19 protein-coding genes are annotated in these 22657 nt (G+C 65.3%); 7 read left to right on the forward strand and 12 right to left on the reverse strand.

Annotated elements, in window-relative coordinates; genetic code table 11:
* Positions 1 to 35 precede the first annotated feature (35 nt).
* From ACVOLO_RS15820 to ACVOLO_RS15845, 6 genes are all read right to left on the reverse strand, one after another.
* On the reverse strand, positions 36 to 911 hold the full coding sequence (locus ACVOLO_RS15820; protein WP_481571275.1) for a cytochrome c oxidase subunit 3: 876 nt from the start codon (positions 909 to 911) through the stop codon (positions 36 to 38).
* 21 nt (positions 912 to 932) lie between these two features.
* Positions 933 to 1520 (reverse strand): cytochrome c oxidase assembly protein, encoded by a 588-nt coding sequence (locus tag ACVOLO_RS15825; RefSeq protein WP_481571276.1) that lies wholly within the window; start codon positions 1518 to 1520, stop codon positions 933 to 935.
* Positions 1517 to 1651, reverse strand: coding sequence for a hypothetical protein (locus tag ACVOLO_RS15830; RefSeq protein ID WP_481571277.1), 135 nt, complete (start codon positions 1649 to 1651; stop codon positions 1517 to 1519). Before ACVOLO_RS15830 ends, ACVOLO_RS15825 begins: the two co-directional genes overlap by 4 nt.
* 13 nt (positions 1652 to 1664) lie before the next feature.
* On the reverse strand, positions 1665 to 3275 hold the full coding sequence (gene ctaD, locus ACVOLO_RS15835; RefSeq protein WP_481571278.1) for a cytochrome c oxidase subunit I: 1611 nt from the start codon (positions 3273 to 3275) through the stop codon (positions 1665 to 1667).
* Between the two features lie 65 nt (positions 3276 to 3340).
* Positions 3341 to 4261, reverse strand: coding sequence for a cytochrome c oxidase subunit II (coxB, locus tag ACVOLO_RS15840; protein WP_481571279.1), 921 nt, complete (start codon positions 4259 to 4261; stop codon positions 3341 to 3343).
* 2 nt (positions 4262 to 4263) lie between these two features.
* Positions 4264 to 4752 carry a DUF2244 domain-containing protein gene (locus ACVOLO_RS15845; protein ID WP_481571280.1) on the reverse strand — a complete coding sequence of 163 codons (489 nt, stop codon included), beginning with the start codon at positions 4750 to 4752 and terminating at the stop codon, positions 4264 to 4266.
* 295 nt (positions 4753 to 5047) lie between these two features.
* Here ACVOLO_RS15845 and putA point away from each other — a divergent pair, with 295 nt between their 5' ends.
* Positions 5048 to 8257 (forward strand): bifunctional proline dehydrogenase/L-glutamate gamma-semialdehyde dehydrogenase PutA, encoded by a 3210-nt coding sequence (putA, locus tag ACVOLO_RS15850; RefSeq protein WP_481571281.1) that lies wholly within the window; start codon positions 5048 to 5050, stop codon positions 8255 to 8257.
* A gap of 319 nt (positions 8258 to 8576) precedes the next feature.
* Here the strand turns inward: putA and ACVOLO_RS15855 are convergent, their stop codons facing one another.
* Entirely contained in the window at positions 8577 to 9950 is a 1374-nt protein-coding gene (locus ACVOLO_RS15855; protein WP_481571282.1) for an outer membrane protein transport protein, read from the reverse strand.
* A gap of 211 nt (positions 9951 to 10161) precedes the next feature.
* On the opposite strand from ACVOLO_RS15855, the gene ACVOLO_RS15860 reads away from it, so the two are divergent.
* Complete coding sequence (locus ACVOLO_RS15860) at positions 10162 to 10854, forward strand: rhomboid family intramembrane serine protease (protein ID WP_481571283.1); 693 nt, start codon at positions 10162 to 10164, stop codon at positions 10852 to 10854.
* 129 nt (positions 10855 to 10983) lie between these two features.
* Here ACVOLO_RS15860 and ACVOLO_RS15865 read toward each other — a convergent pair whose 3' ends face one another.
* Complete coding sequence (locus ACVOLO_RS15865) at positions 10984 to 12456, reverse strand: S41 family peptidase (protein WP_481571284.1); 1473 nt, start codon at positions 12454 to 12456, stop codon at positions 10984 to 10986.
* A gap of 192 nt (positions 12457 to 12648) precedes the next feature.
* The gene (locus tag ACVOLO_RS15870) at positions 12649 to 13866 is read right to left on the reverse strand and encodes a murein hydrolase activator EnvC family protein (RefSeq protein ID WP_481571294.1); all 1218 of its coding nucleotides are present in this window, start codon (positions 13864 to 13866) and stop codon (positions 12649 to 12651) included.
* Between the two features lie 162 nt (positions 13867 to 14028).
* Here ACVOLO_RS15870 and ACVOLO_RS15875 point away from each other — a divergent pair, with 162 nt between their 5' ends.
* Positions 14029 to 14685: a DUF4097 family beta strand repeat-containing protein gene (locus ACVOLO_RS15875; protein ID WP_481571285.1), complete on the forward strand. Its 657-nt coding sequence runs from the start codon at positions 14029 to 14031 to the stop codon at positions 14683 to 14685.
* 56 nt (positions 14686 to 14741) lie between these two features.
* Positions 14742 to 16451 (forward strand): M28 family metallopeptidase, encoded by a 1710-nt coding sequence (locus ACVOLO_RS15880; RefSeq protein WP_481571286.1) that lies wholly within the window; start codon positions 14742 to 14744, stop codon positions 16449 to 16451.
* 96 nt (positions 16452 to 16547) lie between these two features.
* Here the strand turns inward: ACVOLO_RS15880 and mutM are convergent, their stop codons facing one another.
* From mutM to ACVOLO_RS15895, 3 genes are all read right to left on the reverse strand, one after another.
* Positions 16548 to 17360 carry a bifunctional DNA-formamidopyrimidine glycosylase/DNA-(apurinic or apyrimidinic site) lyase gene (gene mutM, locus ACVOLO_RS15885; protein WP_481571287.1) on the reverse strand — a complete coding sequence of 271 codons (813 nt, stop codon included), beginning with the start codon at positions 17358 to 17360 and terminating at the stop codon, positions 16548 to 16550.
* Positions 17361 to 17500: 140 nt separating this feature from the next.
* The gene (locus ACVOLO_RS15890) at positions 17501 to 17830 is read right to left on the reverse strand and encodes an EF-hand domain-containing protein (RefSeq protein WP_481571288.1); all 330 of its coding nucleotides are present in this window, start codon (positions 17828 to 17830) and stop codon (positions 17501 to 17503) included.
* Entirely contained in the window at positions 17827 to 19029 is a 1203-nt protein-coding gene (locus ACVOLO_RS15895; protein ID WP_481571289.1) for a DesA family fatty acid desaturase, read from the reverse strand. Before ACVOLO_RS15895 ends, ACVOLO_RS15890 begins: the two co-directional genes overlap by 4 nt.
* 138 nt (positions 19030 to 19167) lie before the next feature.
* Between ACVOLO_RS15895 and ACVOLO_RS15900 the strand changes: the two genes are divergently transcribed.
* From ACVOLO_RS15900 to ACVOLO_RS15910, 3 genes are all read left to right on the forward strand, one after another.
* Positions 19168 to 19986, forward strand: coding sequence for an ABC transporter ATP-binding protein (locus ACVOLO_RS15900; protein WP_481571290.1), 819 nt, complete (start codon positions 19168 to 19170; stop codon positions 19984 to 19986).
* 356 nt (positions 19987 to 20342) lie between these two features.
* A complete protein-coding gene (locus ACVOLO_RS15905) occupies positions 20343 to 21182 on the forward strand; it encodes an acid phosphatase (protein WP_481571291.1) in 840 nt (279 codons plus the stop codon).
* 215 nt (positions 21183 to 21397) lie between these two features.
* Positions 21398 to 22540 carry a glycoside hydrolase family 18 protein gene (locus ACVOLO_RS15910; RefSeq protein ID WP_481571292.1) on the forward strand — a complete coding sequence of 381 codons (1143 nt, stop codon included), beginning with the start codon at positions 21398 to 21400 and terminating at the stop codon, positions 22538 to 22540.
* Positions 22541 to 22657: the final 117 nt, after the last annotated feature.

The following is a 22657-nucleotide window of genomic DNA, read 5'->3' on the forward strand; positions in this document are numbered from 1 at the left end:
TCCCGATTCCCCATTCCCTGTTCTCGATTCCCTGATCAAAGCACATACACAAACAGGAACAGCATCAGCCACACCACGTCGACGAAGTGCCAGTACCACGCTGCGGCTTCAAAGCCGAAGTGGTTGTCACGGGTGAAGTGGCCCTTGGCCGCGCGCAGCCACATCACGATCAACATGATCGTCCCCAGCAACACATGGGCACCGTGGAAGCCGGTCAGCATGAAGAAGGTGGACCCGTAGATGCCCGAGCCCAGGGTCAGGTTCAGCTCCTTGTAGGCGTGGATGTACTCCTCGGCCTGGAAGAACAGGAACACGCAACCCAGCACCACTGTCGCGCCCAGCCAGATCAGCAGCTGCTTGCGGTTGCCTGCCTTGAGTGCGTGATGCGCGATGGTCAGGGTCACGCCGGAGGTCAGCAGGATCAGCGTATTGAGCAGCGGCAGGCCCCAGGCCGGGATGGTCTGGAACGCACCGCCGATATCGCCCGGGCCATTGGTCGGCCAGGCCGCCGAATAGCCGCTCCACAGCAGGTCGTTGGTCATCACGCCCTGGCCTTCACCGCCCAGCCACGGCAGGCCCATGTTGCGCGTGTAGAACAGCGCACCGAAGAAGGCCGCAAAGAACATCACCTCGGAGAAGATGAACCAGATCATCCCCATCCGGAACGAGCCGTCCACCTGCCGGTTGTAGTTGCCCGCCACCGATTCACGGATGACATCACCGAACCAGAGGAACAAGGTGAACACCAGCATCGCCAGGCCGGCGAAAAACGTCCATCGCCCCCAGCTGGTGTCGTTGAGCCAGCTGGCCACCCCGACCATCAACACCAGCATGGCAATCGAACCGACAAAGGGCCACTTGCTGTGGCTCGGCACGAAGTAGACGTTGGCATCAGGCGTGTTGTGGGCCATGGCTTGCTTCCGGGTCCGTGATCAGGGAGCTGCATGTGCAGCGGCGGCGGCAGCGGCCGGTGCCAGCTGCTCGGTCAGCGCATCATTCTTGTAGAACGTGTAGGACAGGGTGATGGTCTTCACGTCGGCCGGAAGATCCGGATCAACGATGAAGCGCACCGGCATTTCACGCTGCTCACCGGCCTGCAGGGTCTGCGCGGTGAAACAGAAACATTCGGTCTTGTTGAAGTAGCCCGACGCACGCGCCGGCGCCACCGACGGCACCGCACTGCCGACCATCGCGCGCACGCTGTCATTGCGTGCGTAGTACAGCGCCTCGTTCAACTCGCCGGGCACCACGTCCATCGTCAGCTTTTCCGGATGGAAGGCCCACGGCAGTTTGGAATTGACGCCGCCATCGAACTCCACCCGCACCGTGCGCTTGGTGTCGCCCGCACGGGCGACGGCGCCCTGGCTTGCACCGCGCTCCAGGCGCACGCCGAACACCTTTTCGCAGGCAATGCGGTACAGCGGCACCAGCGAGAAGGTCAGCACGAACACCGCCAACGCCACGCCGATCAGCCGGACCATGCCGGCGTTGCGTGCAGGCTTGGACACGGGCGTGGTCAATGCGCGAGCACTCCGGACAGGATGAAACCGACATACACCGCCACCGCGATCAACCCCACCACCAGCGCGGTGCGACGCGAGCGGCGACGGCGCAGCGCCAGTTCCTCAGGTTGCCATTGCTTGCTGTTCATCGGCTGCGGCTCCTCAGTGGGTGACATCGTCATGGGCCAGATCACCCGGCTTGATCACCGGCGGCACCGTGAAGGTGTGTGCCGGTGCCGGCGACGGCACGGTCCACTCCAGGCCCTTGGCACCTTCCCATGCACGCGCTTCGGCACGCTGGCCGCTGCGCAGTGAGGACAGCAGGATCGCCGCCATCATGAACGGGGTGACGAACATGCCGAACGCACCGATCGAACTGACCAGGTTCCAGTCGGCGAACACCGGGTTGTAGTCGGGAATGCGGCGCGGCATGCCGGCCAGGCCGAGGAAGTGCTGCGGGAAGAACAGCAGGTTGACGAACACCATCGTCCACCAGAAATGCACCTTGCCCCAGAACTCGTTGTACATGCGGCCGGTCCACTTCGGCCACCAGTAGTACACCGCCGCGATCAGCGCCAGCACCGCGCCGGTGACCAGCACGTAATGGAAGTGCGCCACCACGAAATAGGTGTCGTGGTACTGGAAGTCGGCCGGCACGATCGCCAGCATCAGGCCGGAGAAACCACCGATGGTGAACAGGATGACGAAGGAGATCGAGAACAGCATCGGCGTCTCGAACGTGAGCGAGCCTTCCCACATCGTGCTGACCCAGTTGAACACCTTCACCCCGGTCGGGATGGAGATCAGCATGGTGGCGAACATGAAGTAGATTTCGCCTCCCAGCGGCATGCCCACCGTGAACATGTGGTGCGCCCACACGATGAACGACAGGAAGGCGATGGCGGCCGTGGCGTACACCATTGCCTGGTAACCAAACAGCGGCTTGCGGCTGAAGGTGGGGAGGATCTCGCTGACCACGCCGAAGGCCGGCAGGATCATGATGTAGACCTCCGGGTGGCCGAAGAACCAGAAGATGTGCTGGTACATCACCGGGTCACCGCCACCGGCGGCGTTGAAGAAGCTGGTGCCGAAGAACTTGTCGGTCAACAGCATGGTCACCGCACCGGCCAATACCGGCATTACCGCGATCAACAGGAATGCGGTGATCAGCCAGGTCCAGCAGAAGATCGGCATCTTCAGCAGATCAATGCCCGGCGCGCGCATGTTGAGCACGGTGGCGATGATGTTGATCGCACCCATGATCGAGCTGACGCCGGCCACATGGATGGCGAACACGCTGAAGGCGACGTTGTAGCCGCCCTGCAGCGACAGCGGCGGGTACATGGTCCAGCCACCGGCCTGCGCGCCACCGGGCAGGAACAAGGTCAGCAGCAGCAGCGTGAAGGCCACTGGCAACAACCAGAACGACCAGTTGTTCATGCGCGGCAGCGCCATGTCCGGCGCACCGATCTGCAGCGGGATCATCCAGTTGGCCAGGCCGACGAAGGCCGGCATCACGCCGCCGAAGATCATCACCAGCGCATGCACGGTGGTCATCTGGTTGAAGAATTCCGGCTTCACGTACTGCAGGCCGGGCTGGGCAAGCTCCAGGCGGATCACCACGCTCATCGCCGCGCCGACGATGAACATCAGGAAGCTGAAAAGCAGGTACAGCGTGCCGATGTCTTTGTGGTTGGTGGAGAAAAACCAGCGCTCGAAGAAGCCTTGTTGATGGCCGTGATGATCGGGGTGATCCACTGCGGAGTTCGCCATTGCAACTACACCTCGTTAATCCAGTTTCCAGGCATCGCGCCGGCCTGCGCCGGCACGCAGTGGGATCAGGCGCCGGTGCTCGCCTGCTGGGCAGGCGCGGCTTCCGGTTGCGGTGTTTCTTCGTTGGCCGGTGCCGCAGCGGGTGCGGCTTCCGGGGCAGGTGCGGGCTTGCGTGCCGCCAGCCACGTCTTGAACTCTTCCTTGGACACGGCCTTGACCACGATCGGCATGAAGCCATGGTCCTTGCCGCACAACTCCGCGCACTGGCCGCGGTAGACGCCTTCGGTCTCGATGTTGGTCCAGCGCTCGTTGATGAAGCCCGGCACGGCGTCCTGCTTCCAGCCCAGCGCCGGCACCCACCAGGCGTGGATCACGTCATCGGAGGTGATGACGAAGCGCACCTTGGTGTTGACCGGCAACACCAGCGGGTTGTCCACGTCCAGCAGGTAATGCGGATCGCTGGCCATGGTCGGCACCGCGCCGCTCTGGCGGACCTGGTCGGACTTGCGGTCCAGGCGGCTGGTGAAGGCCACGTTCTCACCCAGGTACTCGTACTTCCACATCCACTGGTAGCCGGTGACCTTCACCGTCATTTCCGAGTCGCGGGTGTCGTACATCGCGATCAGCTTGGCAGTGGCTGGCCAGGCCATCACCACCAGGATGACGATGGGAATGACCGTCCAGATCACCTCGGCCTTGGTGTTGTGGCTGAACTGCTTGGCCACCGCGCCCTTGGAGCGACGGAACTTGAAGGTGGCGTAGAACAAGGCGGCGAACACCAGCACGCCGATCACCACGCAGACCCACAACGCCACCATGTGCGCTTCCCACGCCATGCGCGCGGTATGGGTGACGCCCTTGCCCATGTTGAGCTGCCATTCCTTGGGATCGGCCGACTGCGCCCACGCCGCCGGCGCCAACAGCGCCATGGCTGCCAGCATGAATCCGTATTGCAACTTTCCGCCCCACCCGCTGCTTTGCTTCATGCCTAGACCCTTGACGTCGTCGGTTTGCAGCCATTGCTGGCTGCGAGCAAGCCTTCAAGTGCCGCCGCAAGTTCCCGACGTTCGGCAGGTGCGAGGAAACTCCCCACTTCCACCTGCTTGCCGCTGGAAACCAGCAGGACCCGTTCCTCCCCGGCCACCAGCCGCACCCAATACGGGTGTGCCCGGAACGCCGGTGAAACTCCGGCCGCGGGAATGACTTCCACGCAGTCCGGCCCTACCCGGATCTCTTCCCGGCGATCGCCGCTGCGCCATGCCGCACGCAACGCCCAACCCACCAGGAAGCAATGCACCAACGCGAAGACAGGAGCCAGGACGTTTCCGGACAGCCAAGCCAGGCCGGCCGTGAACACCATCAACCCTGCCAACGCCGCAAACAACAGGACGAACTGCCGGGCCGTGAGCGCCCGTGGGGGATGCAGCACCAGCTGCGCATGCGAGACATCGGAAACTGACCGAAGCATCTGGATCATGTCGCAACCGCGTCCGTACCGCGGAAAACGACTCGATGGTAGCCGCGCCCAACCACACCGGCAAGCTTCCATTCATGCATGTGCAGGATGTTGCAGCGCACACAAAAACCGCCCCCATCCGGCATAACTTCGTCGGCAATATTGCCGGAATCGGCACAAACAAAACGACTGCCGTCAATTTTCTTGAATCGCCTTGTACGAAAGGCTTTCGGCAATGAATAAGGGGCTCTCAAGGGGCTGGGAAAAAGATCGCCGAGGATTAAAATGGCCCAATTGCACAACCGTGGCCCAAGGCATGCACGCACCCTCATCCAACGCTGTCACCCCTCCGACGAAAGCACTGCTTTCGCCCGAACTGCCGCCGGCGCCGTCCGCGTTGCGCCAGGCCATCACCAATGCCTGGCTGAAGGACGAAACCAGCCACGTGCGCGAACTGCTGGAGCAAGCCCGCCTGCCTGCCGACGAGCAGGCACAGGTGCAGGCCACCGCCGCCGACCTGGTGCGCCGGGTGCGCGCCCGCGCCAAGAACCAGGGCGCAATCGAGGCCTTCATGCGCCAGTACGACCTCGGCAGCGAAGAAGGCGTGCTGCTGATGTGCGTGGCCGAAGCCCTGCTGCGTATTCCGGACCAGGAAACGGCCGACAAGCTGATCCGCGACAAGCTCGGCGAAGCCGACTGGAAGCGCCACATGGGCCAATCCGATTCGGTGCTGGTCAACGCCTCGACCTGGGGCCTGATGCTGACCGGCCATCTGGTTGACCTGGCCGATGCCACCAAGCGCGACGTGCACGGCGCCTTCAAGCGCCTGATCGGCCGCGTCGGCGAGCCGGTGATCCGCCTGGCCGTGCGCCAGGCCATGAAGATCATGGGCCACCAGTTCGTCATGGGCCGCACCATCGACGAGGCGCTGTCGCGTTCGCACAAGGGCGACAACAGCAACTACCGCTATTCCTTCGACATGCTTGGCGAAGGCGCGCTGACCATGAAGGATGCGCTGCGCTATCTGGAGGATTACCGCCGCGCCATTCACGCCATCGGCAGCGACAACATCGCCCGTGGCGGCGAGGCCGACGGCGACGTCACCGCCTCGCACGGCATCTCGATCAAGCTCTCGGCGCTGTACCCGCGCTACGAGCACGCCAAGCGCGAGCGCGTGTTGAACGACCTGGTTCCCGGCGTGCTGGAGCTGGCGCAGCTTGCCAAGTCCTACGGCATCGGCTGTACCGTCGATGCCGAGGAAACCGACCGTCTGGAACTGTCGCTGGACATCATCGAACGCGTGGTCAGCGATCCCTCGCTCAAGGGTTGGGAAGGCTTCGGCATCGTCGTGCAGTCGTACCAGAAGCGCACGCCGTACACGATTGATTACCTGGCCGACCTGGCCCGCCGCATCGGCCACAAACTGCAGGTACGCCTGGTCAAGGGCGCCTACTGGGATGCGGAGATCAAGCGTGCGCAGGTCGAAGGCCTGGCCGGCTACCCGGTGTTCACCCGCAAGCAGAACACCGACGTGTCCTACATCGCCTGCGCCAAGCGCTTGTTCGGCCACGCTGACGCCCTCTACCCGATGTTCGCCACCCACAACGCGGCCACCATCGCCACGATCAAGCAGATCGCCAAGGGCGGCGTGTACGAGCACCAGAAGCTGCACGGCATGGGCGATGACCTGTATGCCGAAGTGATCCCGGCCGACCGCCTCAACGTGCCGTGCCGCGTGTACGCGCCGGTGGGTTCGCACGAAGACCTGCTGCCTTACCTGGTGCGCCGCCTGCTGGAAAACGGCGCCAACTCCAGCTTCGTCAACCGCATCACCGACGAAGACGTGTCCATCGATGAGCTGATCCGCGACCCGGTCGAAGCGGTGTCCTCGTTCGCCTCCATTCCACATCCCAAGATCCCGCTGCCGGTTGACCTGCTGCGCAGCCAGAACCACGACAGGAACAATTCCATGGGCATCAACCTCGCCAACGACAACGACCTGCGTGCCCTCGCCGAGCAGCTCAATGCCGCCGTCAAACCGTGGCAGGCAGCACCGCTGGTGCCGGGCGCCACCGTCACCGGCGCCGCACTGCCGGTCACCAACCCGGCCGACAGCCGCGACGTGGTCGGCCACTGGCAGGCCGCCGACAGCGCCACCGTGCAGAAGGCCCTGGCCAATGCCGTGGCCGCACAGCCGGCCTGGAACCGCACCCCGGCCGCAAGCCGCGCCGCCATCCTTGAGCACGCCGCCGACCAGCTGGAAGCACGCATCGCCGAGTTCATGGCGCTGTGCGTGAAGGAAGCCGGCAAGAGCCTGCCCGATGGCGTGGCCGAAGTGCGCGAAGCGGTGGATTTCCTGCGTTACTACGCCAAGCAGGCGCGCGAGCAGTTCGGCACCGCCGAGAAGCTGCCCAGCCCGACCGGCGAAAGCAACGAATTGCAGTTGCATGGTCGCGGCGTGTTCGTCTGCATCAGCCCGTGGAACTTCCCGCTGGCGATCTTCCTGGGCCAGATCAGCGCCGCCCTGGCCGCCGGCAACAGCGTCATTGCCAAGCCGGCCGAGCAGACCAACCTGATCGGCTACTACGCGGTGAAGCTGCTGCTCGACGCCGGCGTGCCCGAAGGCGTGCTGCAGTTCCTGCCGGGCGACGGCGCCACCGTCGGTGCCGCGCTGACCGCCGACCCGCGCGTGGCCGGCGTGGCCTTCACCGGCTCCACCGACACCGCCCGCGCCATCAACCGCGCCATGGCCGCACGCGATGCCGCCATCGGTGTGTTGATCGCCGAGACCGGCGGCCAGAACGCCTTCATCGCCGACTCCTCGGCGCTGCCGGAACAACTGGTCAAGGACGCCATCGGCTCGGCCTTCACCTCGGCCGGCCAGCGTTGCTCGGCCGCGCGCGTGCTGTTCGTGCAGGACGACATCGCCGACAAGGTGATGGGCATGCTGGCCGGTGCGATGGCCGAACTGAAGATCGGCAACCCGGGCGAGCTGTCCACCGACGTCGGCCCGGTGATCGACGCCGACGCACTGCAGATCCTCAACGACCACGCCGCGCGCATGGACAAAGAGGCGCGCCTGATCGCCGTCGCGCCGTTGTCTGATGCAGCCGCACACGGCACCTTCTTCGCACCGCGCGCCTACGAGTTGAAGGACCTCGGCCAACTGCACAAGGAGATCTTCGGGCCGGTGCTGCACGTGATCCGCTGGAAGGCCGACCAGTTGGATGCGGTGATCGACCAGATCAACGACACCGGCTACGGCCTGACCCTGGGTGTGCATTCGCGCATCGACGAAACGGTGGATCGCATCGCCTCGCGTGTCAACGTGGGCAACGTCTACATCAACCGCAACCAGATTGGCGCGGTGGTCGGCGTGCAGCCGTTTGGCGGCCAGGGTCTTTCCGGCACCGGCCCCAAGGCCGGCGGCCCGCACTACCTGCTGCGCTTTGCCACCGAAAAGACGGTAACGGTGAACACCACGGCGGCCGGCGGCAACGCCTCGCTGCTGACCCTGGGCGACTGATCGCACCAGGTGGATGCAGTAACGAGAAACCCCGCGAAAGCGGGGTTTTTTCTGTTCACTGCCTGCCCACGGCCTGCCTACTCCGGCAACAGGAGACCAGAGTTTCTGCTTTGGCTTTGGCTTTGGCTTTGGCTTCTGCTCTGGCTTTGGCTTTGGCTTTGGCTTCCTCCTCTCCCCTTGCGGGAGAGGATGCCGCAGGCAGGAGAGGGGAAGCGACGAAGTCGCGCTTTCCCCCCTGCCCCAGCTCCCCGCACGCAAAACCCAAAAACAGAAAGCCCCGCTTGCGCAGGGCTTTCTGCAACAACGGTGAACAGCGCGATCAGAACTTGTAGTTGATCGAAGCAGCCAGGATGTCGCCACCCACGTCGTACTTGCCCTTCAGGGTGCTGAGGGTAGCCGAGGTGATGTTGATCGACGGCTCGTTGGTGAACAGGTGGGTGTAACCGAAGTTGAACTCGGTCTTCTCCGACGGAGTCCAGCCCAGGCCGACCGACAGCCACTTGCGGGTCACGTCCGGCACGCGCACGTCACGGTGCTCGTTGGTGGTCGGGCTCTGGTCGTAGGCAACACCACCGCGCAGGGTGATGGTTTCCGACAGCTTGTACTCGGCACCCAGCGACGCGAAGGTGGTGTCCTTGTAGCCGAACTCCAGCTCGGTGTTGGGCTGGTTCGAGGCGAAGTCCACAACCACCTTGTCGAAGGACGGGGCCCACGCGGTGCGGGTCACGTCGCCCATCACGGTCCAGCGGTCATTGACGCGGTGGGTGACGCTCAGGGTGGCCGAAGCCGGCAGGGTCACGGTGGCCTTGCCGCTGGTGTTGACGAAGATGCCACGGGCATCGGTCTGCAGCGCGGCGGCGGCGAGTGCCGGCACGTCGAAGCGGGCCTTGCCGCCGGTGACCTTGTGCTCGACCTTGGAGCGGTAGCTCAGGGCGATGTTGGTGTCTTCGCTCGGGCTGAAGGTACCGCCGATCACGTAACCGACGGCATTGTTGTCACCTTCCACCGAGGAGAAACCATCGGCGCTGCCCGGGGTCAGGCCCACTGCGGCGCTGGCGCCATTGCTGCCGGCGTAAGCGACGGTGCCGAAGTCAACGGCATTGGTCAGTTCGATGGTCAGGTGCTCGACGAACACGCTGGCGCCGAAGGACACGTACGGGTTGACGTCGTAAGAGAACGCCGCGCCCAGGTCGATGGCCTTCAGGTCGGTCTTCACGCCGTGGTAGCGGCCCACCCAGTTGCGGTCGTATTCGGTGGTGAAGCCGAACGGTGCGGTCAGCGACAGACCGAAATGCATGTTGTCGTTTTCACCGAACGGCACATGGAAGTAAGCCGCCGGAACCGGCGCGATCATGCCGGCATCACCACCGTTGCCACCGCTGATCGGCATGCCGGTGCCCGGGCCGGTCGGACCGACGTAACGGCCACCCTGGCTCTTGAAGTCCGCCGAGAAGCTGATGGCGCTCAGGTCGGCCTGGAACTGGCGGCCGTCCAGCAGACGCATCGAGGCCGGGTTGGTGGCGATGACCGAAGCATCACCCCACGCGCTGGTCGAGCCGGCGAATGCGCGGCCCAGGCCCTTGGCGCTGTTTTCTTTCAGCTGGAAAGCCGCGCCCTGGGCGTGACCGAAGGTCAATGCGCCGGCGATGCCGACAGCCAGAGCAGTAACGCGTGCAAATGAGGAAGCAGTCATGTTGGAAACTCTCTCCGTAAGACGTAAGACGATGATGTTCGTTTTTGCGCCTGCACTTTCTGGCCGCCGAAGCTGCCTGGAAGTGCGCCGGAGTCCCCTCCCGACATACGACGCCGTATGCAGTATTACCCAGCAACCTTAACTAAACAATAACGACAACCCAAAATCCCGGATCCCACCGTTGACGGGCCCCGGGTTAGGCTTCGCGCACATGTTCGTCTCCATTCCCTCCCGTAAGAAGCCAGGTCTGCGCTGGGCCGTGCCGCTGCTGTTCACGGCCATCTGGCTGGCATTCCTGTGGTCAATCTCACGCCCGGATGAGGCGCGCCGCTCGCTTTGGCTGGACTGGGGGGCACTCTCCACCGGCCTGGGAAATCCGCAGGACTGGTGGGCCGCCCTGCGCGACGGCAGCGTGCTGCGGCTGTTCACCGCCCTGTTCCTGCATGCGGACTGGCTGCACCTGCTCGGCAACCTGGTGTTCCTGCTGATCTTCGGGCCGCCGGCCGAGCGCATGCTGGGGCCGTGGCGGCTGCTGCTGCTGTTCCTGCTGGGCGGGGCGGCGGCCAACCTTGCCGCCCTGTATGTGATGGGCGCCCCCGACCGGACCATCATCGGTGCCAGCGGTGCGGTTTCCGCATTGATGGGCACCTATCTGGCGCTGTTCCCCGGTGCGCGCCTGGGCCTGGTGCTGCCGCTGGGCCTGTTCCTGGAGTTCGTGCGCGCGCCCGCGTTCTTGTTGATCGGCGCATGGGCAGCCCTGCAGGTGGTGTTTGCCTATATCGGCCCCAGTTTCGGCATGGTGGCCTGGTCGGCGCATGTGGCCGGCTTTGTGTTCGGCATCATCTACGGCTTGTATGTGCGCGCGGCCATCGCGCGGCGGCTGCGCAAGCACCACGGCTTCTGACGGCCGCTTGGCCGGTGCTTGAAACCGGCTTTCCGCCAGGCCCGGATGGGGAAAAGGCCCACATCCTGCGCCGTCCCGAAAAACCGCACTGACAAATGGAACGGCCCTGCGATGCAGGGCCGTTGGATATCACTTGCCGTCATTGCCCGCCGGCTGGGGCGGTTCGGTCTCCGTCGGTGGCGTCACCGGATCGGGCTTGGCAGGTTCCGGCTTGGCGGCCTCTGGCTTGGCGGCCGCCGCTGCCGCGGCTTCCGGCGTTGCCGGTTCCCGCTTGGCCGCAGCGACGGCAGCCGAGCTGGCCTTGGCAACGCCAGCAACCGAACCCGGCTGCTTGAGCTCACGCAGCGCGGACTGTACCGGGCCTTCGCCCGACAGCACCACGCCGGCCTTGCTGGCCGTGGCTTCGTCATCACCGCGCAGGTGGCCCGGCAGGCTGGCTTCGCTGTAGTCGCTGAGGCTGGCCGGCACGTCCTTGTTCACATCGCTCGGCTCCGGGGCCAGCTCCACGTCGGGCACGATGCCGGTGGCCTGGATCGAACGCCCGCTCGGCGTGTAGTAGCGCGCGGTGGTGAGCTTGACCGAATCCCCGTTGTCCAGAGGCAGCACGGTCTGCACCGAGCCCTTGCCGAAGGTACGGCTGCCGATCACGCGGGCGCGCTGGTTGTCGCGCAAGGCACCGGCCAGCACTTCCGAGGCGCTGGCCGAACCCGCATCCACCAGCACCACCACCGGCGCGCCCTTCATCAGGTCGCCCGGGGTGGCATCAAACTTGGCATCGCTGATGGAAATGCGCCCGCGCGTGCTGACGATGCCGCCCTTGTCGAGCAGGTCGTCGGCCACCTGCACCGCGGCGGTCAGCAGGCCACCGGGGTTGCTGCGCAGGTCCAGCACCAGGCCCTTCAGTTTGCCGCCGGACTGCGCCTGCAACTGGCCGAGGTGCTTCTGGAAATCGGCGCCGGTATCGGCCTGGAAGGTGCTGATGCGCACGTAGCCGTAACCTGGCTCAAGCATCTTGCTGCGCACGCTGGTGACACGGATGGTCTCGCGCACGACCGTCACATCGAACGGCTTTTCATCGCCACGCTCGATGGTCAGCACAACCTTGCTGCCGGCCACGCCGCGCAGCGGCTCCATTGCCTCGATCGCACTGATCGGCTTGCCGTCGATGGCCACGATCAGATCGCCCGCGCGCAGCCCTGCCCGTGCGGCCGGCGTGTCATCGATGGGCGAGACCACCTTGAGCACGTTGTCCTGCTGCAGCAGTTCCACGCCGATGCCTTCATAGGCGCCGGTGGCCTGCTCGTCGAAGGCCTGCGCGTCTTCCTTGTCGAAGTAGGTACTGTGCGGGTCCAGCTCCAGCAGCAGACCGCGCACGGCCGACTGCATCAGCTGCTTGTCATCGACCGGGTCCACATAGGCGGCGCGCACCGCGTTGTAGACCGCGACAAAACGGCGGATTTCATCCAGCGGGACACGTGAGGTCACCGACTCCTTGGCATCGGGATCATCCGCCGAGGGTGCCTTGTCCGACACGCTCTGCGCCAGCGTGAGCGCAGGGGACAGGGCCAACAGCAGGGCAGCGGCAAGACGGGCTACACGCATGAACCACTCCATGAGAAAACGGATGCACGCCAAAGCGTGCCGGTTCCGATTATGCGCGAAGCCCGGCTAAATTCCCGTTGAACCGCAGGGCCGGGCCATGCCAGCCGCCAGCCGCGGTAAACCCGCTGTCCGTGTCCGGTTCACGATCAGCGCCCCGGGCGGGCCGCCCTCGTCCATCGAACGCGCACTTGCCTATTGCCTCTGCAGCCAGGTAGTCGGGTCCACCGGCTGGCCGTTGCGGCGCAACTCGAAGTACAGCGCCGTCACGCCCTGTCCACCTGAATTGCCGACCTTGGCCACCGCTTCGCCACGACGCACGCGGGCGCCGGCATCACGCAGCAGCGCATCGTTGTGGGCATACAGGCTCATATAGCCGTTGCCATGGTCGACGATCAGGATCATGCCGTAGCCGGTCATCCAATCGGAGAACACCACCGTGCCGTCGGCCACCGCCGTCACCGTGCTGCCGGCAGGGGCGCCGATCAACACACCGACGCTGTTGCGCCCATCCGGCAGTCGCCCGCCGTAGCGCGCCAGCAGATTGCCCGACAGCGGCCAGCCCAGCCCACCAACGCGTGGTGCCGGTGCGTTGGCCACCACGCGCGGCGGCGTCTTGCCGGCACCCGCACGGGGCCCGGCGCCGGTGTTGGCAGTGCCCTGCCGTGCCTGCTCGGCAGCACGACGGGCAGCGGCGCGGCGCTGGGCTTCGGCCCGGGCCGCTGTCGCACGCAGGTTGGCCAGCACCCGCTCCAGCGACTGCGCATCCTTGCCCAGCGCCTTTTCCCGCTCGCTGCGATCCTGGTAGCGCTGGTCCAGGTCCGACAGCAGCGCGGCACGCTGGCGGCGATCCTGTGCCAACGCAGCAGCCTGCTGGCGCTGCTGCACGCGCGCCTGCTCCAGCTCCTTGCTGCGTGCCAGGATCTGCTGCTCGGTGGTGTTCAGTGTCTGCAGGTCGGCGGTCAGTGTGGCGATGGCCTGGGCACGCTCACGTTGCAGATAGCGGTGGTAGGCCAGTTGCCGGTTGGCGTCGGCCACGCGGTCCTGCGACAACAGCAGCTTCAGCGGCGCGTGGTTGCCAAGTTGGTACGCACTGCGCACCAGTGCCGCCAGTTGCTCACGCTGGCGTGACAGCCCGCCTTCCAGTGTCGCCCTGCGCTGCTGCAGTTCCGCCAGTGCCTGTTGTTCGCGGCGCACGGCGGCCTCGGATTCGGCGACGGCGCGGCCGCTGCGCGCGACGTTGCGGTCGGCATCGCGCAGTTGCTGCTGGGCATCACCGCGCTGCTGTTCAAGCTGCCGGCGCTCCTGGGAGACGCCTTTCAACTCCCCCCGCAGCTGCTGCAGCTTCTTTTCCGCATCGCGTGGGTTGTTCTGCGCCGGCAACGGGCCGGCCACCAGTGCCAGGCCCAGCAGGCACCCCGCGCTCCAGCGCGGCAGGGCCCGAAGACGGTCTTGGCAGCGATGGAGGCACGTCTGGCGCAATGGCTTTCCAATGACTTAAGGCAGGTGCGGATTGTAACCAAGCGTGGTGCCATCGGTGCCTGTCCCCTGGGCTGCCCATCCAAGGAAATTCCCATGAAACGATTCCTCCTGTTGCTGGCCCTGGCCGCAGCCGCACCGCAGGCGATGGCAGACGATGACATCAGCAAGGTCAACGGCAGCATCCAGACCAGCGCCGATACCCGCTACCGCGACCTGGAAACGGTGAACGGCAGCATCCACCTGGCCCGTGGCGTGAACGCCCGCAGCGTGGAGACCGTGAACGGCAGCATCCGCATCGATGACAACGTCACCGCGCGCAGCATTGAAACCGTGAACGGTGCGATCCGTGCCGGCCGCAACCTGACGCTGGCCAGCGGGCTGGAGACGGTGAACGGCAGCATCTTCGTTGACCGTGGCAGCCGCGTCAGTGGCGGCGTGACCACGGTCAACGGCGGCATCGGCCTGGTGGCCACCCAGCTCGATGGCGATATCGAAACCGTCAATGGCGACATCACCGTCGGCGTGGATTCGGTGGTCAAGGGCGGTATCAAGGTTGAACGCCCCTCGTTCGGCATTTCGTTCAAGGCACCGCGCAAGCCGCGCATCATCATCGGGCCGAATGCAGTGGTCGAGGGCTCGCTGATTTTCGAGCGCGAAGTGGTGCTCTACGTGCACGACAGCGCACGTACCGGCCCGGTCAGTGGCGCGACGATCCAGCACTTCAGCACTGAAACCGCACCGGCCAACTGAGCCTGCACCCCCGCTTCGGCCTAGAATCGGGGTTCGACTGCAATCCGGAGTTCCCCATGCCACGCAAACTGTTGTTGTGCCTTGCCGCCAGTGCGGCCCTGGTCGCCTGCAAACGCGACGCCGAAGCGCCCGTCGCCTCCGCGCCAGCGCCTGCCCCGGTGCCGGCCCATACCTTCGCCAGCGCGATCAATGCCGCCGACTTCGGTGAGCTGGTCAAGACCCTGGCCTCGGATGAATTTGAAGGCCGCGCGCCGGGCAGCAAGGGCGAGGAACTCACGGTCAACTACATCCGCGACCAAATGCAGCGCATCGGCCTGCAGCCGGGCAACGGCGACAGCTGGTTCCAGGACGTGCCGATGACCGAAACCACGGCCAACCCGAACACCGTGCTGAAGATCCAGCGCGGCGATGCCAGCGAGGAGCTGAAGTTCGGCACCGACATGGTCATCGGCACCCGCAGCGGCCAGCCGGAAATCAAGATCGACGCCAGCGACCTGGTGTTCGTCGGCTACGGCGTCGATGCGCCCGAGCAGAACTGGAACGACTACGCCGGCCAGGACTGGAAGGGCAAGACCGTGGTCATGTTCGTCAACGACCCGGGCTTCCATGTCGATGACGCCAAGCTGTTCGACGGCAAGCGCATGACCTACTACGGCCGCTGGACCTACAAGTTCGAGGAAGCCGCACGCAAGGGCGCCGCCGCCGCACTCATCGTCCATGACACCGCCGGCGCATCCTATGGCTGGGACGTGGTCAAGAATTCCTGGGGTGGCGCGCAGTACGACCTGCCGGCCAGCGAAGACAAGGAACCGCGCCTGCAGGCCCAGGGCTGGCTCAGTGCCGAAGCCGCCGGCAAGCTGTTCGCCGCTGCCGGCCTGGACCTGGACAAGGCCTACCGCGATGCCAACAAGCGCGGCTTCAAGCCGGTGCCGTTGCAGGCCCAGCTCTCGCTCGACCTGAAGAGCACCATTGCCGAGAAGAAGTCACGCAACGTAGTGGGCGTGCTGCCGGGCAGCAAGCGTGCCGATGAAGCCGTGCTCTACATGGCGCACTGGGACCACCTGGGCAAGCACGAAGGCGAGGAAGGCGACAACATCTACAACGGTGCCGTGGACAACGCCACCGGCGTGGCCGGCATCCTGGAAGTAGCCGATGCGATGGCGCACCAGCCAACCGCACCGGAGCGTTCGGTGGTGTTCCTGGCGGTCACGCTGGAAGAATCGGGCCTGCTCGGTTCGCAGTATTACGTGAACCACCCGACCTTCCCGCTCAACAAGATTGCCGGCGTGATCAACATCGACGCGATGTCGGTCAATGGCCGTGCCCGTGACATGACCGTCACCGGCTTTGGCAGCTCGGAGCTGGAGGACATCCTCAAGCCGCTGGCCGCCAAGCAGAACCGTACCCTGCATTCGGAAAGCGCCGTGCAGAGCGGCTTCTACTTCCGCTCCGATCACTTCCCCTTCGCCAAGGCCGGCGTGCCGGCGCTGTATGCAGATGGTGGCGAAGACCTGCTCGAAGGCGGCGTCGAAGCCGGCAAGCGTGCGGCCGAAGCCTATGGCAAGGACCGCTACCACGGCCCGAAGGACGAATACGACCCGGCCACCTGGAAGCTGGACGGCACGGTTGAAGACCTTGAGCTGCTGTACGGCGTTGGCGCTGAGCTGGCTGCCGGCGCAACCTGGCCGAACTGGTACGAGGGCAACCCCTTCAAGGCCAACCGCGACGCGATGATGAAGGGTCCGGCCAGCGCACCGGCCAACTGAATCACTTCAAGCAACACCGGAACGGCGCCCCAGGGGCGCCGTTCTTTCATCTGCCTTCGCGCGGTGAGCGGTGGCAACTGCCGCGCCCACGTCAGCTCAGCGCTGGCAATGCCCGCACCACACCGTGGCCCGCTGGCCAATGCTGGCGTAGCGCAGCACGCGGCCGCACTGCTTGCAGTTCTCGCCTTCGCGGCCATACACCAGCAGCTCCTGCTCGAAATAGCCGGGCGCACCGTCGGGGCTGATGAAATCCCGCAGCGTGGTGCCGCCGCGGGTGATGGCGTGGCCAAGAATGTCCTTCACCGCATCGGCCAGCCGCTGATAGCGCGCACGCGACACCTTGCCCGCCTCGCGCAGTGGATTGATGCCCGCCGTGAACAGGCTTTCGGCTGCATAGATGTTGCCCACGCCGACCACGATGCGCTGGTCCATCAGGAAGGTTTTCACCGGCGCGCTGCGGCCACGGCTGCGCTGGAACAGGTAATCCCCGTCGAATACCGCGTCCAGTGGCTCGGGGCCGAGATCGCGCAGCAGCTCGTGGGTTTCCCCGGCCGGTTGCCAGAGCAGACAACCGAAACGGCGCGGGTCGTTGAAACGCAGCAGGCGGCCATCTTCCAGACTGACATCGACGTGGTCGTGCGCGCGCACCGGCGTGTCGCCCGGCAGCACGCGCAGGCTGCCGGACATGCCCAGGTGCAGCAGCGCGCTGCCGGCGTTGGTATCCAGCAGCAGATATTTGGCGCGACGGCGGATCGCCTCGATGCGCTGGCCCGGCAATTGCTGTTCGATCTCGGCAGGAATGGGCCAGCGCAGGTCGGGCCGGCGCAGGATCACGCCGTGGATGCGGCGCCCCGTGAGGTGCGGCTCCAGGCCACGGCGGGTGGTTTCTACTTCAGGCAATTCGGGCATGGAGACGCTTCTCGTGGGAGCGGCCTCGGCCGCAAAGCTGGCGTGGTGGAACTGCCAGCATCAATTCTTTCATGCGCTGTGCCAGCGCTGTCCTGGCGATAGCGGCTTCGCGGGCGAGGCCGCTCCTACGCGCATTCTGATCAACGCGGTGGCGCCATCAGTTCACGCGCATTTAGATAACCATCACCGTCGGCATCCTGCCGCGCAAAGCGCGCCAGGATCACCTGCCGCTGTTCCTCGCGGCTGATCGGCTTGCCACGCCCGCCGGGTTGTTCGTCCGCTTCGAGCACGCCATTGCCGTTGCGATCCATGCGGTCGAAGGCGTAGAGCATCCACTGCAGGTATTCGTCCGGACTCACCCGGCCATCGCCGTCCGCATCCATGCGCTGCAGGTATTGGTGGGTGTCCTGCACCTGCGCCATCACCGGCGCTGCCAGCAACAGGCCCATCAGCAACGGTAGCGTCCTCATGCCGCGCTGAGCGAGTAGCCTTTCAAGCGCGCGGCATAGGCCTGCAACGCGGCGCTGCCGCTGGCCTCCGCGTCCTGGCACCACTGCTGCAGCTGGCGCAGGCGCTCGGCAGCGTCATGGCTGCGCGCTTCCAGCAATGCCGTCAAACGGGTGCGGTGCTCGACCAGTTGCTGGATGCGCGGGCGCTGCTGCACCCACTGGTTCAACTGCTCGCGACAGGCCGGCTTGAGCCAGCGCCCGTCATTGACCAGGCCCTTGCGCATGCGCCGCGGCAACAACTTGCGCAACTTGGCGCCGGCCGCGGCGGCTTCTTCCTTCAGTGCTGGTGCGAACACGTTGCGCTGGTAGTCGGTCATGGCCTGGAAGCGATGCGACAGCAATGCCTTGAGCGTGTCGGCATCGGGCACGGCGATATTGGGGCGGATGTCCATGCTCGGTGCCACGCGCAGCACCTTGGCCAGGCGCAGTACCTGCAGCAGGCGGATGGCCTGCCAGCCGATGTCGAACTCCCAGCGCCGCATCGAGAACCGCGCCGAGCTGGGGAAGGCGTGATGGTTGTTGTGCAGCTCCTCGCCGCCGATCCAGAACGCCCACGGGGTCAGGTTGGTCGAGGTGTCGGCCGACTCGAAATTGCGATAGCCCCACCAGTGACCGAGGCCGTTGACCACGCCGGCGGCCCAGAACGGAATCCACGCCATCTGGATCGCCCACAAGGCGATGCCCGGCAAGCCGAACAACACCGTGTTGATTACGAACAATGCGACCGGGCCGAGGTTGGCATGCGGGGTATACACATGCCGCTCGACCCAGTCCTCCGGCGCGCCGCGCCCGTACTGTTCGATATCGGCACGCTGCGCACGGGCCTGGCGATACAGTTCCACGCCACGCCAGAACACCTGGCCGATGCCCTTGGTGACCGGGCTGTGCGGGTCTTCTTCGGTCTCCACCTTGGCGTGGTGCTTGCGATGGATGGCCACCCATTCGCGGGTGATCATCGAGGTGGTCAGCCACACCCAGAAACGGAAGAAATGCGCGATGAACGGATGGAAATCCACGCCGCGATGGGCCTGGCTGCGGTGCAGGTACAAGGTCACCGCAAAGATGGTGAGCTGGGTGAACACCAGCAGCACCGCCAGCATGCCCCACCAGCCCAGGCCGGCGATGCCACCAGTGAGGAACGTGAGCAGCGCATCGGACATTGCAGAACTCCGGGCAGGTCGGTGCCAGATGAAACCAGTGCTACACATCATGGGGCCTGCCGCTGCAAACTTCATCCGCCCGCGGCACGTCCGTTGGTCGAATCCTCAGCCGCCTTTCACCTGCAAACCCACGCCTGAATGACCATTGCCCCCGCCGCCGTCGCGGCCCCCCTGATCGAGCTGAACCATGCCTGCGTCGTCCGCGGCCAGGTGCGCGTGCTGCATGAACTCAATCTGCGCATCGAACAGGGCCAGCACACCGCCATCCTTGGCCCCAATGGCTGCGGCAAGTCCTCATTCATCAAGCTGATCACGCGCGAGCTGTATCCGCTGGCCCGCGCCGATGGCCCCACGCCGGTGCAGGTGCTGGGGCAGACCCGCTGGCAGGTGGACCGGCTGCGCTCGCAGCTGGGTATCGTCACCGGCGACCTGTCCAGCAACCTGTCTGACATGCCCGGGCTGAGCGTGGAGGAGGCGGTGATTTCCGGTTTCTTCGCCAGCTATGTGGTGCCGGCGCACCGCGACGTCACCGAGGCCATGCGCCAACGCGCCCGCGATGCACTGGGCCTGGCCCGCGCCCTGCCGCTGCTGGGCCGCAGCTACGCCGAACTGTCGGCCGGCGAAACCCGGCGGGTGCTGATCGCCCGCGCCCTGGTCAACCAACCCAGGGCGCTGCTGCTGGACGAACCCTCCACCGGGCTGGACCTGATCTCGCGCCAGCATCTGATCGACACCATGCAGCACCTGGCCCAGCAGGGCATCACCCTGGTGCTGGTCACCCACCACATCGAGGAAGTGATCCCGGAAATCAGCCGCGTCGTGCTGATGAAGAACGGGCGCATTTTTGCCGATGGGCAACGGGACGAACTGTTGCGCTCGGCGCCGCTGTCGGAGGTGTTTGGCGGGCCGATTGAAGTACGCGAGGAAGACGGCCGGTTGAGCGCGTGGGTGACTTGAGAGCCGGGAATGGGGAATCGGGATTGGGGATTGGGTAGAGGCAAGGGCAAGGGCGAAAGCGAAAAGCCAGAGCCAGAGCACCCCTCCCCCGCCCTCCCCTTCACCTTCGGTGAAAGGGAGGGGGTAAACCGCAGCAGCAAATGCAAAGGCTGCAGACACAGTCTCTCTCTTACGCGCTGCGCAGGGACGACCAGGGCTGTGGCTGTGGCTGTGGCTCTGGCCTTTGCTCCAAACCAATCCCGAATCCCTATTCCCGGCCTTTACCAATCCCTATTCCCCATTCCCGGCCTTTCCCCATTCCCGGCCTCTCAAGTGCGAAGATGCCGGTCCGTTTCATCATCCCCGCCTTCGTTCCAATGTCCCTTTCCGTTTCCCCGCTGCGCATTGGCGCGGCATTTGTGCTGGCCAGCGCGCTGGCCGCCTGTTCCAGTACACCAACCACGTCTTCCGCTCCCGGTACGGAACCGGCCCACACGGCGGTCGGCTACCTGCACGGTGACGCCATCCCCGACAGCCTGGCCCTGAGCCCCGCACCGCCGGCTCCCGGCACCGCCTGGGCGCAGTTGGATGAAGCCGTCGCCCGCGAAGCCATCGCCATGCGCGGCAGCGCGCGTTTCCAGCAGGCGCATACCGATGCAGACCTGAGCTTCCCCGCCGGCGCTGACCAGTTCAGTTGTGCGCTGGGCGTGCCGGTGAGTGTCGAGTACACCCCGGCCCTGTACCGGCTGCTCGAACGCAGCCGCATCGACGCCAGCGCCGCAACCAAGGCCGCCAAGCATCACTACAAGCGCCCGCGTCCGTTCACCGTCAACAATGCGCCCACCTGCACGCCGGAGGATGAAACCAACCTGCGCAAGAACGGCTCCTACCCGTCCGGGCACACCGCCATCGGCTGGGCGTGGGCATTGATCCTGGCGGAGATCGCGCCGGAACACGCCACCGCGCTGCTGGAGCGCGGCCGCAACTACGGCCACAGCCGTCTGGTGTGCAATGTGCATTGGTACAGCGATGCGCAGCAGGGCCAGTTCATGGGCGCCACCGCCGTGGCACGGCTGCACGACAATCCCGAGTTCAACGCCGACCTGGCCAAGGCCCGCCGCGAACTGAGCTACGCGCGCACCTTGAACCTGCCGATGCCACGCGACTGTGCTGCGGAAACCGCAGCGCTGACCTCGGATATCCCCGAAGCGCGGTAACGCCACCGCAGCGCCATACGCTGCAGGATGAACCTGCAGCGTCGAGCCTTGCCGCTGTAATGACGGGCTGCGGCAACGCGTCATTCCGGTTTACGCCTTGTGCGTCTTCGATTGGCGTCTTGCGACTCCCGGGACAATGGTTTCCAACGTCACCGCCTTGGGCGTGTCGGCACCCTGCCGGTTACAGTCCGGACTCCTTTGTACCGGGGGTTCCCATGGCCGTACTACAACGACGTTCCAACCTGCGCACGCTGTTGGCCGCTGCGCTGCTTTCCTTGACCGTTGCGACCGCACAGGCGCAGTCACCGCGCGTGATCGGCTACGTGATGGATGGCCCCGAACCGCTGCAGCTGACCGCCACCAAGCTGGACGTGGTGAACTTCGCCTTCGCCGTGGTACGCCCGGACGGCAGCGTGTATCTGCCGGACAACGTCGACCCGGCACGCCTGCATGCAGTGGTCGCCAAGCGTGCGGACAACCCGGCACTGCAGATCGTGTTGTCCATTGGTGGCTGGGAAGCAGGCAATTTTTCCGAGGCCGCTGCCACCGAACCGGCGCGCAAGCGTTTCATCGACAGCAGCATCGCGCTGATGCACCAGTTCAAGCTCGATGGCCTGGACATTGACTGGGAATATCCCACCCTCGGTGATGCCGGCATCAGCCACAGCCCGGACGATCGCCAGAACTTCACCGTGCTGCTGGAACAACTGCGCGCGCGGCTGAATGCCGAAGGTGCCGGCAAGCGCCACTACCTGCTGACCATCGCCGCCGCCGAAGGCCGTGCCGCCGCAGGCCTGGAACTGCCGCGCATTGCCCAGTCGCTGGACTGGATCAACCTGATGACCTACGACTTCTACGGCAGCCTGACCAAGACCACCGGCCATCACTCCGGCCTGTCGGCCTCGCCGCTGGCCACGGTCGAAGGCCGCACCACCGAAGGGGCGGTGAAGTACTTCCTGGATGCCGGCGTGCCGGCCAGCAAGATCAATGTCGGCGTGCCGTTCTACGGCCGCACGTTTGGTGACGTGGCCCCGGCCAACAACGGTCGCTTCCAGAAATTCAGCAGCGAAGGCGGCTTCATCTCCTGGCGCGACATCGTCCACACCCGCCTCAACAACCCGGACTGGGAGCAGCATTGGGACGACGAAGCGCAGGTGCCGTGGCTGTGGAATCCCAAGGAACGCCGCATGGTCAGCTACGACGATCCGCGCTCACTGGCGATCAAGGCCGCGTATGTGAAGCAGCACGGACTGGGCGGCATCATGTACTGGGAACAGCGGCTGGACGACAACGAGCAGTTGTTGGATGTGCTGCACGAAGCACTGCACGAAACACCGAACAAGGCCCCGGCAAAGTAAGCGCTGCAGCGCTTCAATCCCCTCCCTTGCGCCCCAAGCGGCGGGGAGGGTGAGGGAGGGGGGCGTTGGGTTTTCATTTTACAAAAAATACCGACACAACACCCCGTAACCCACCCC

It is taken from the genome of Stenotrophomonas sp. STEN056 (genome assembly GCF_056759635.1).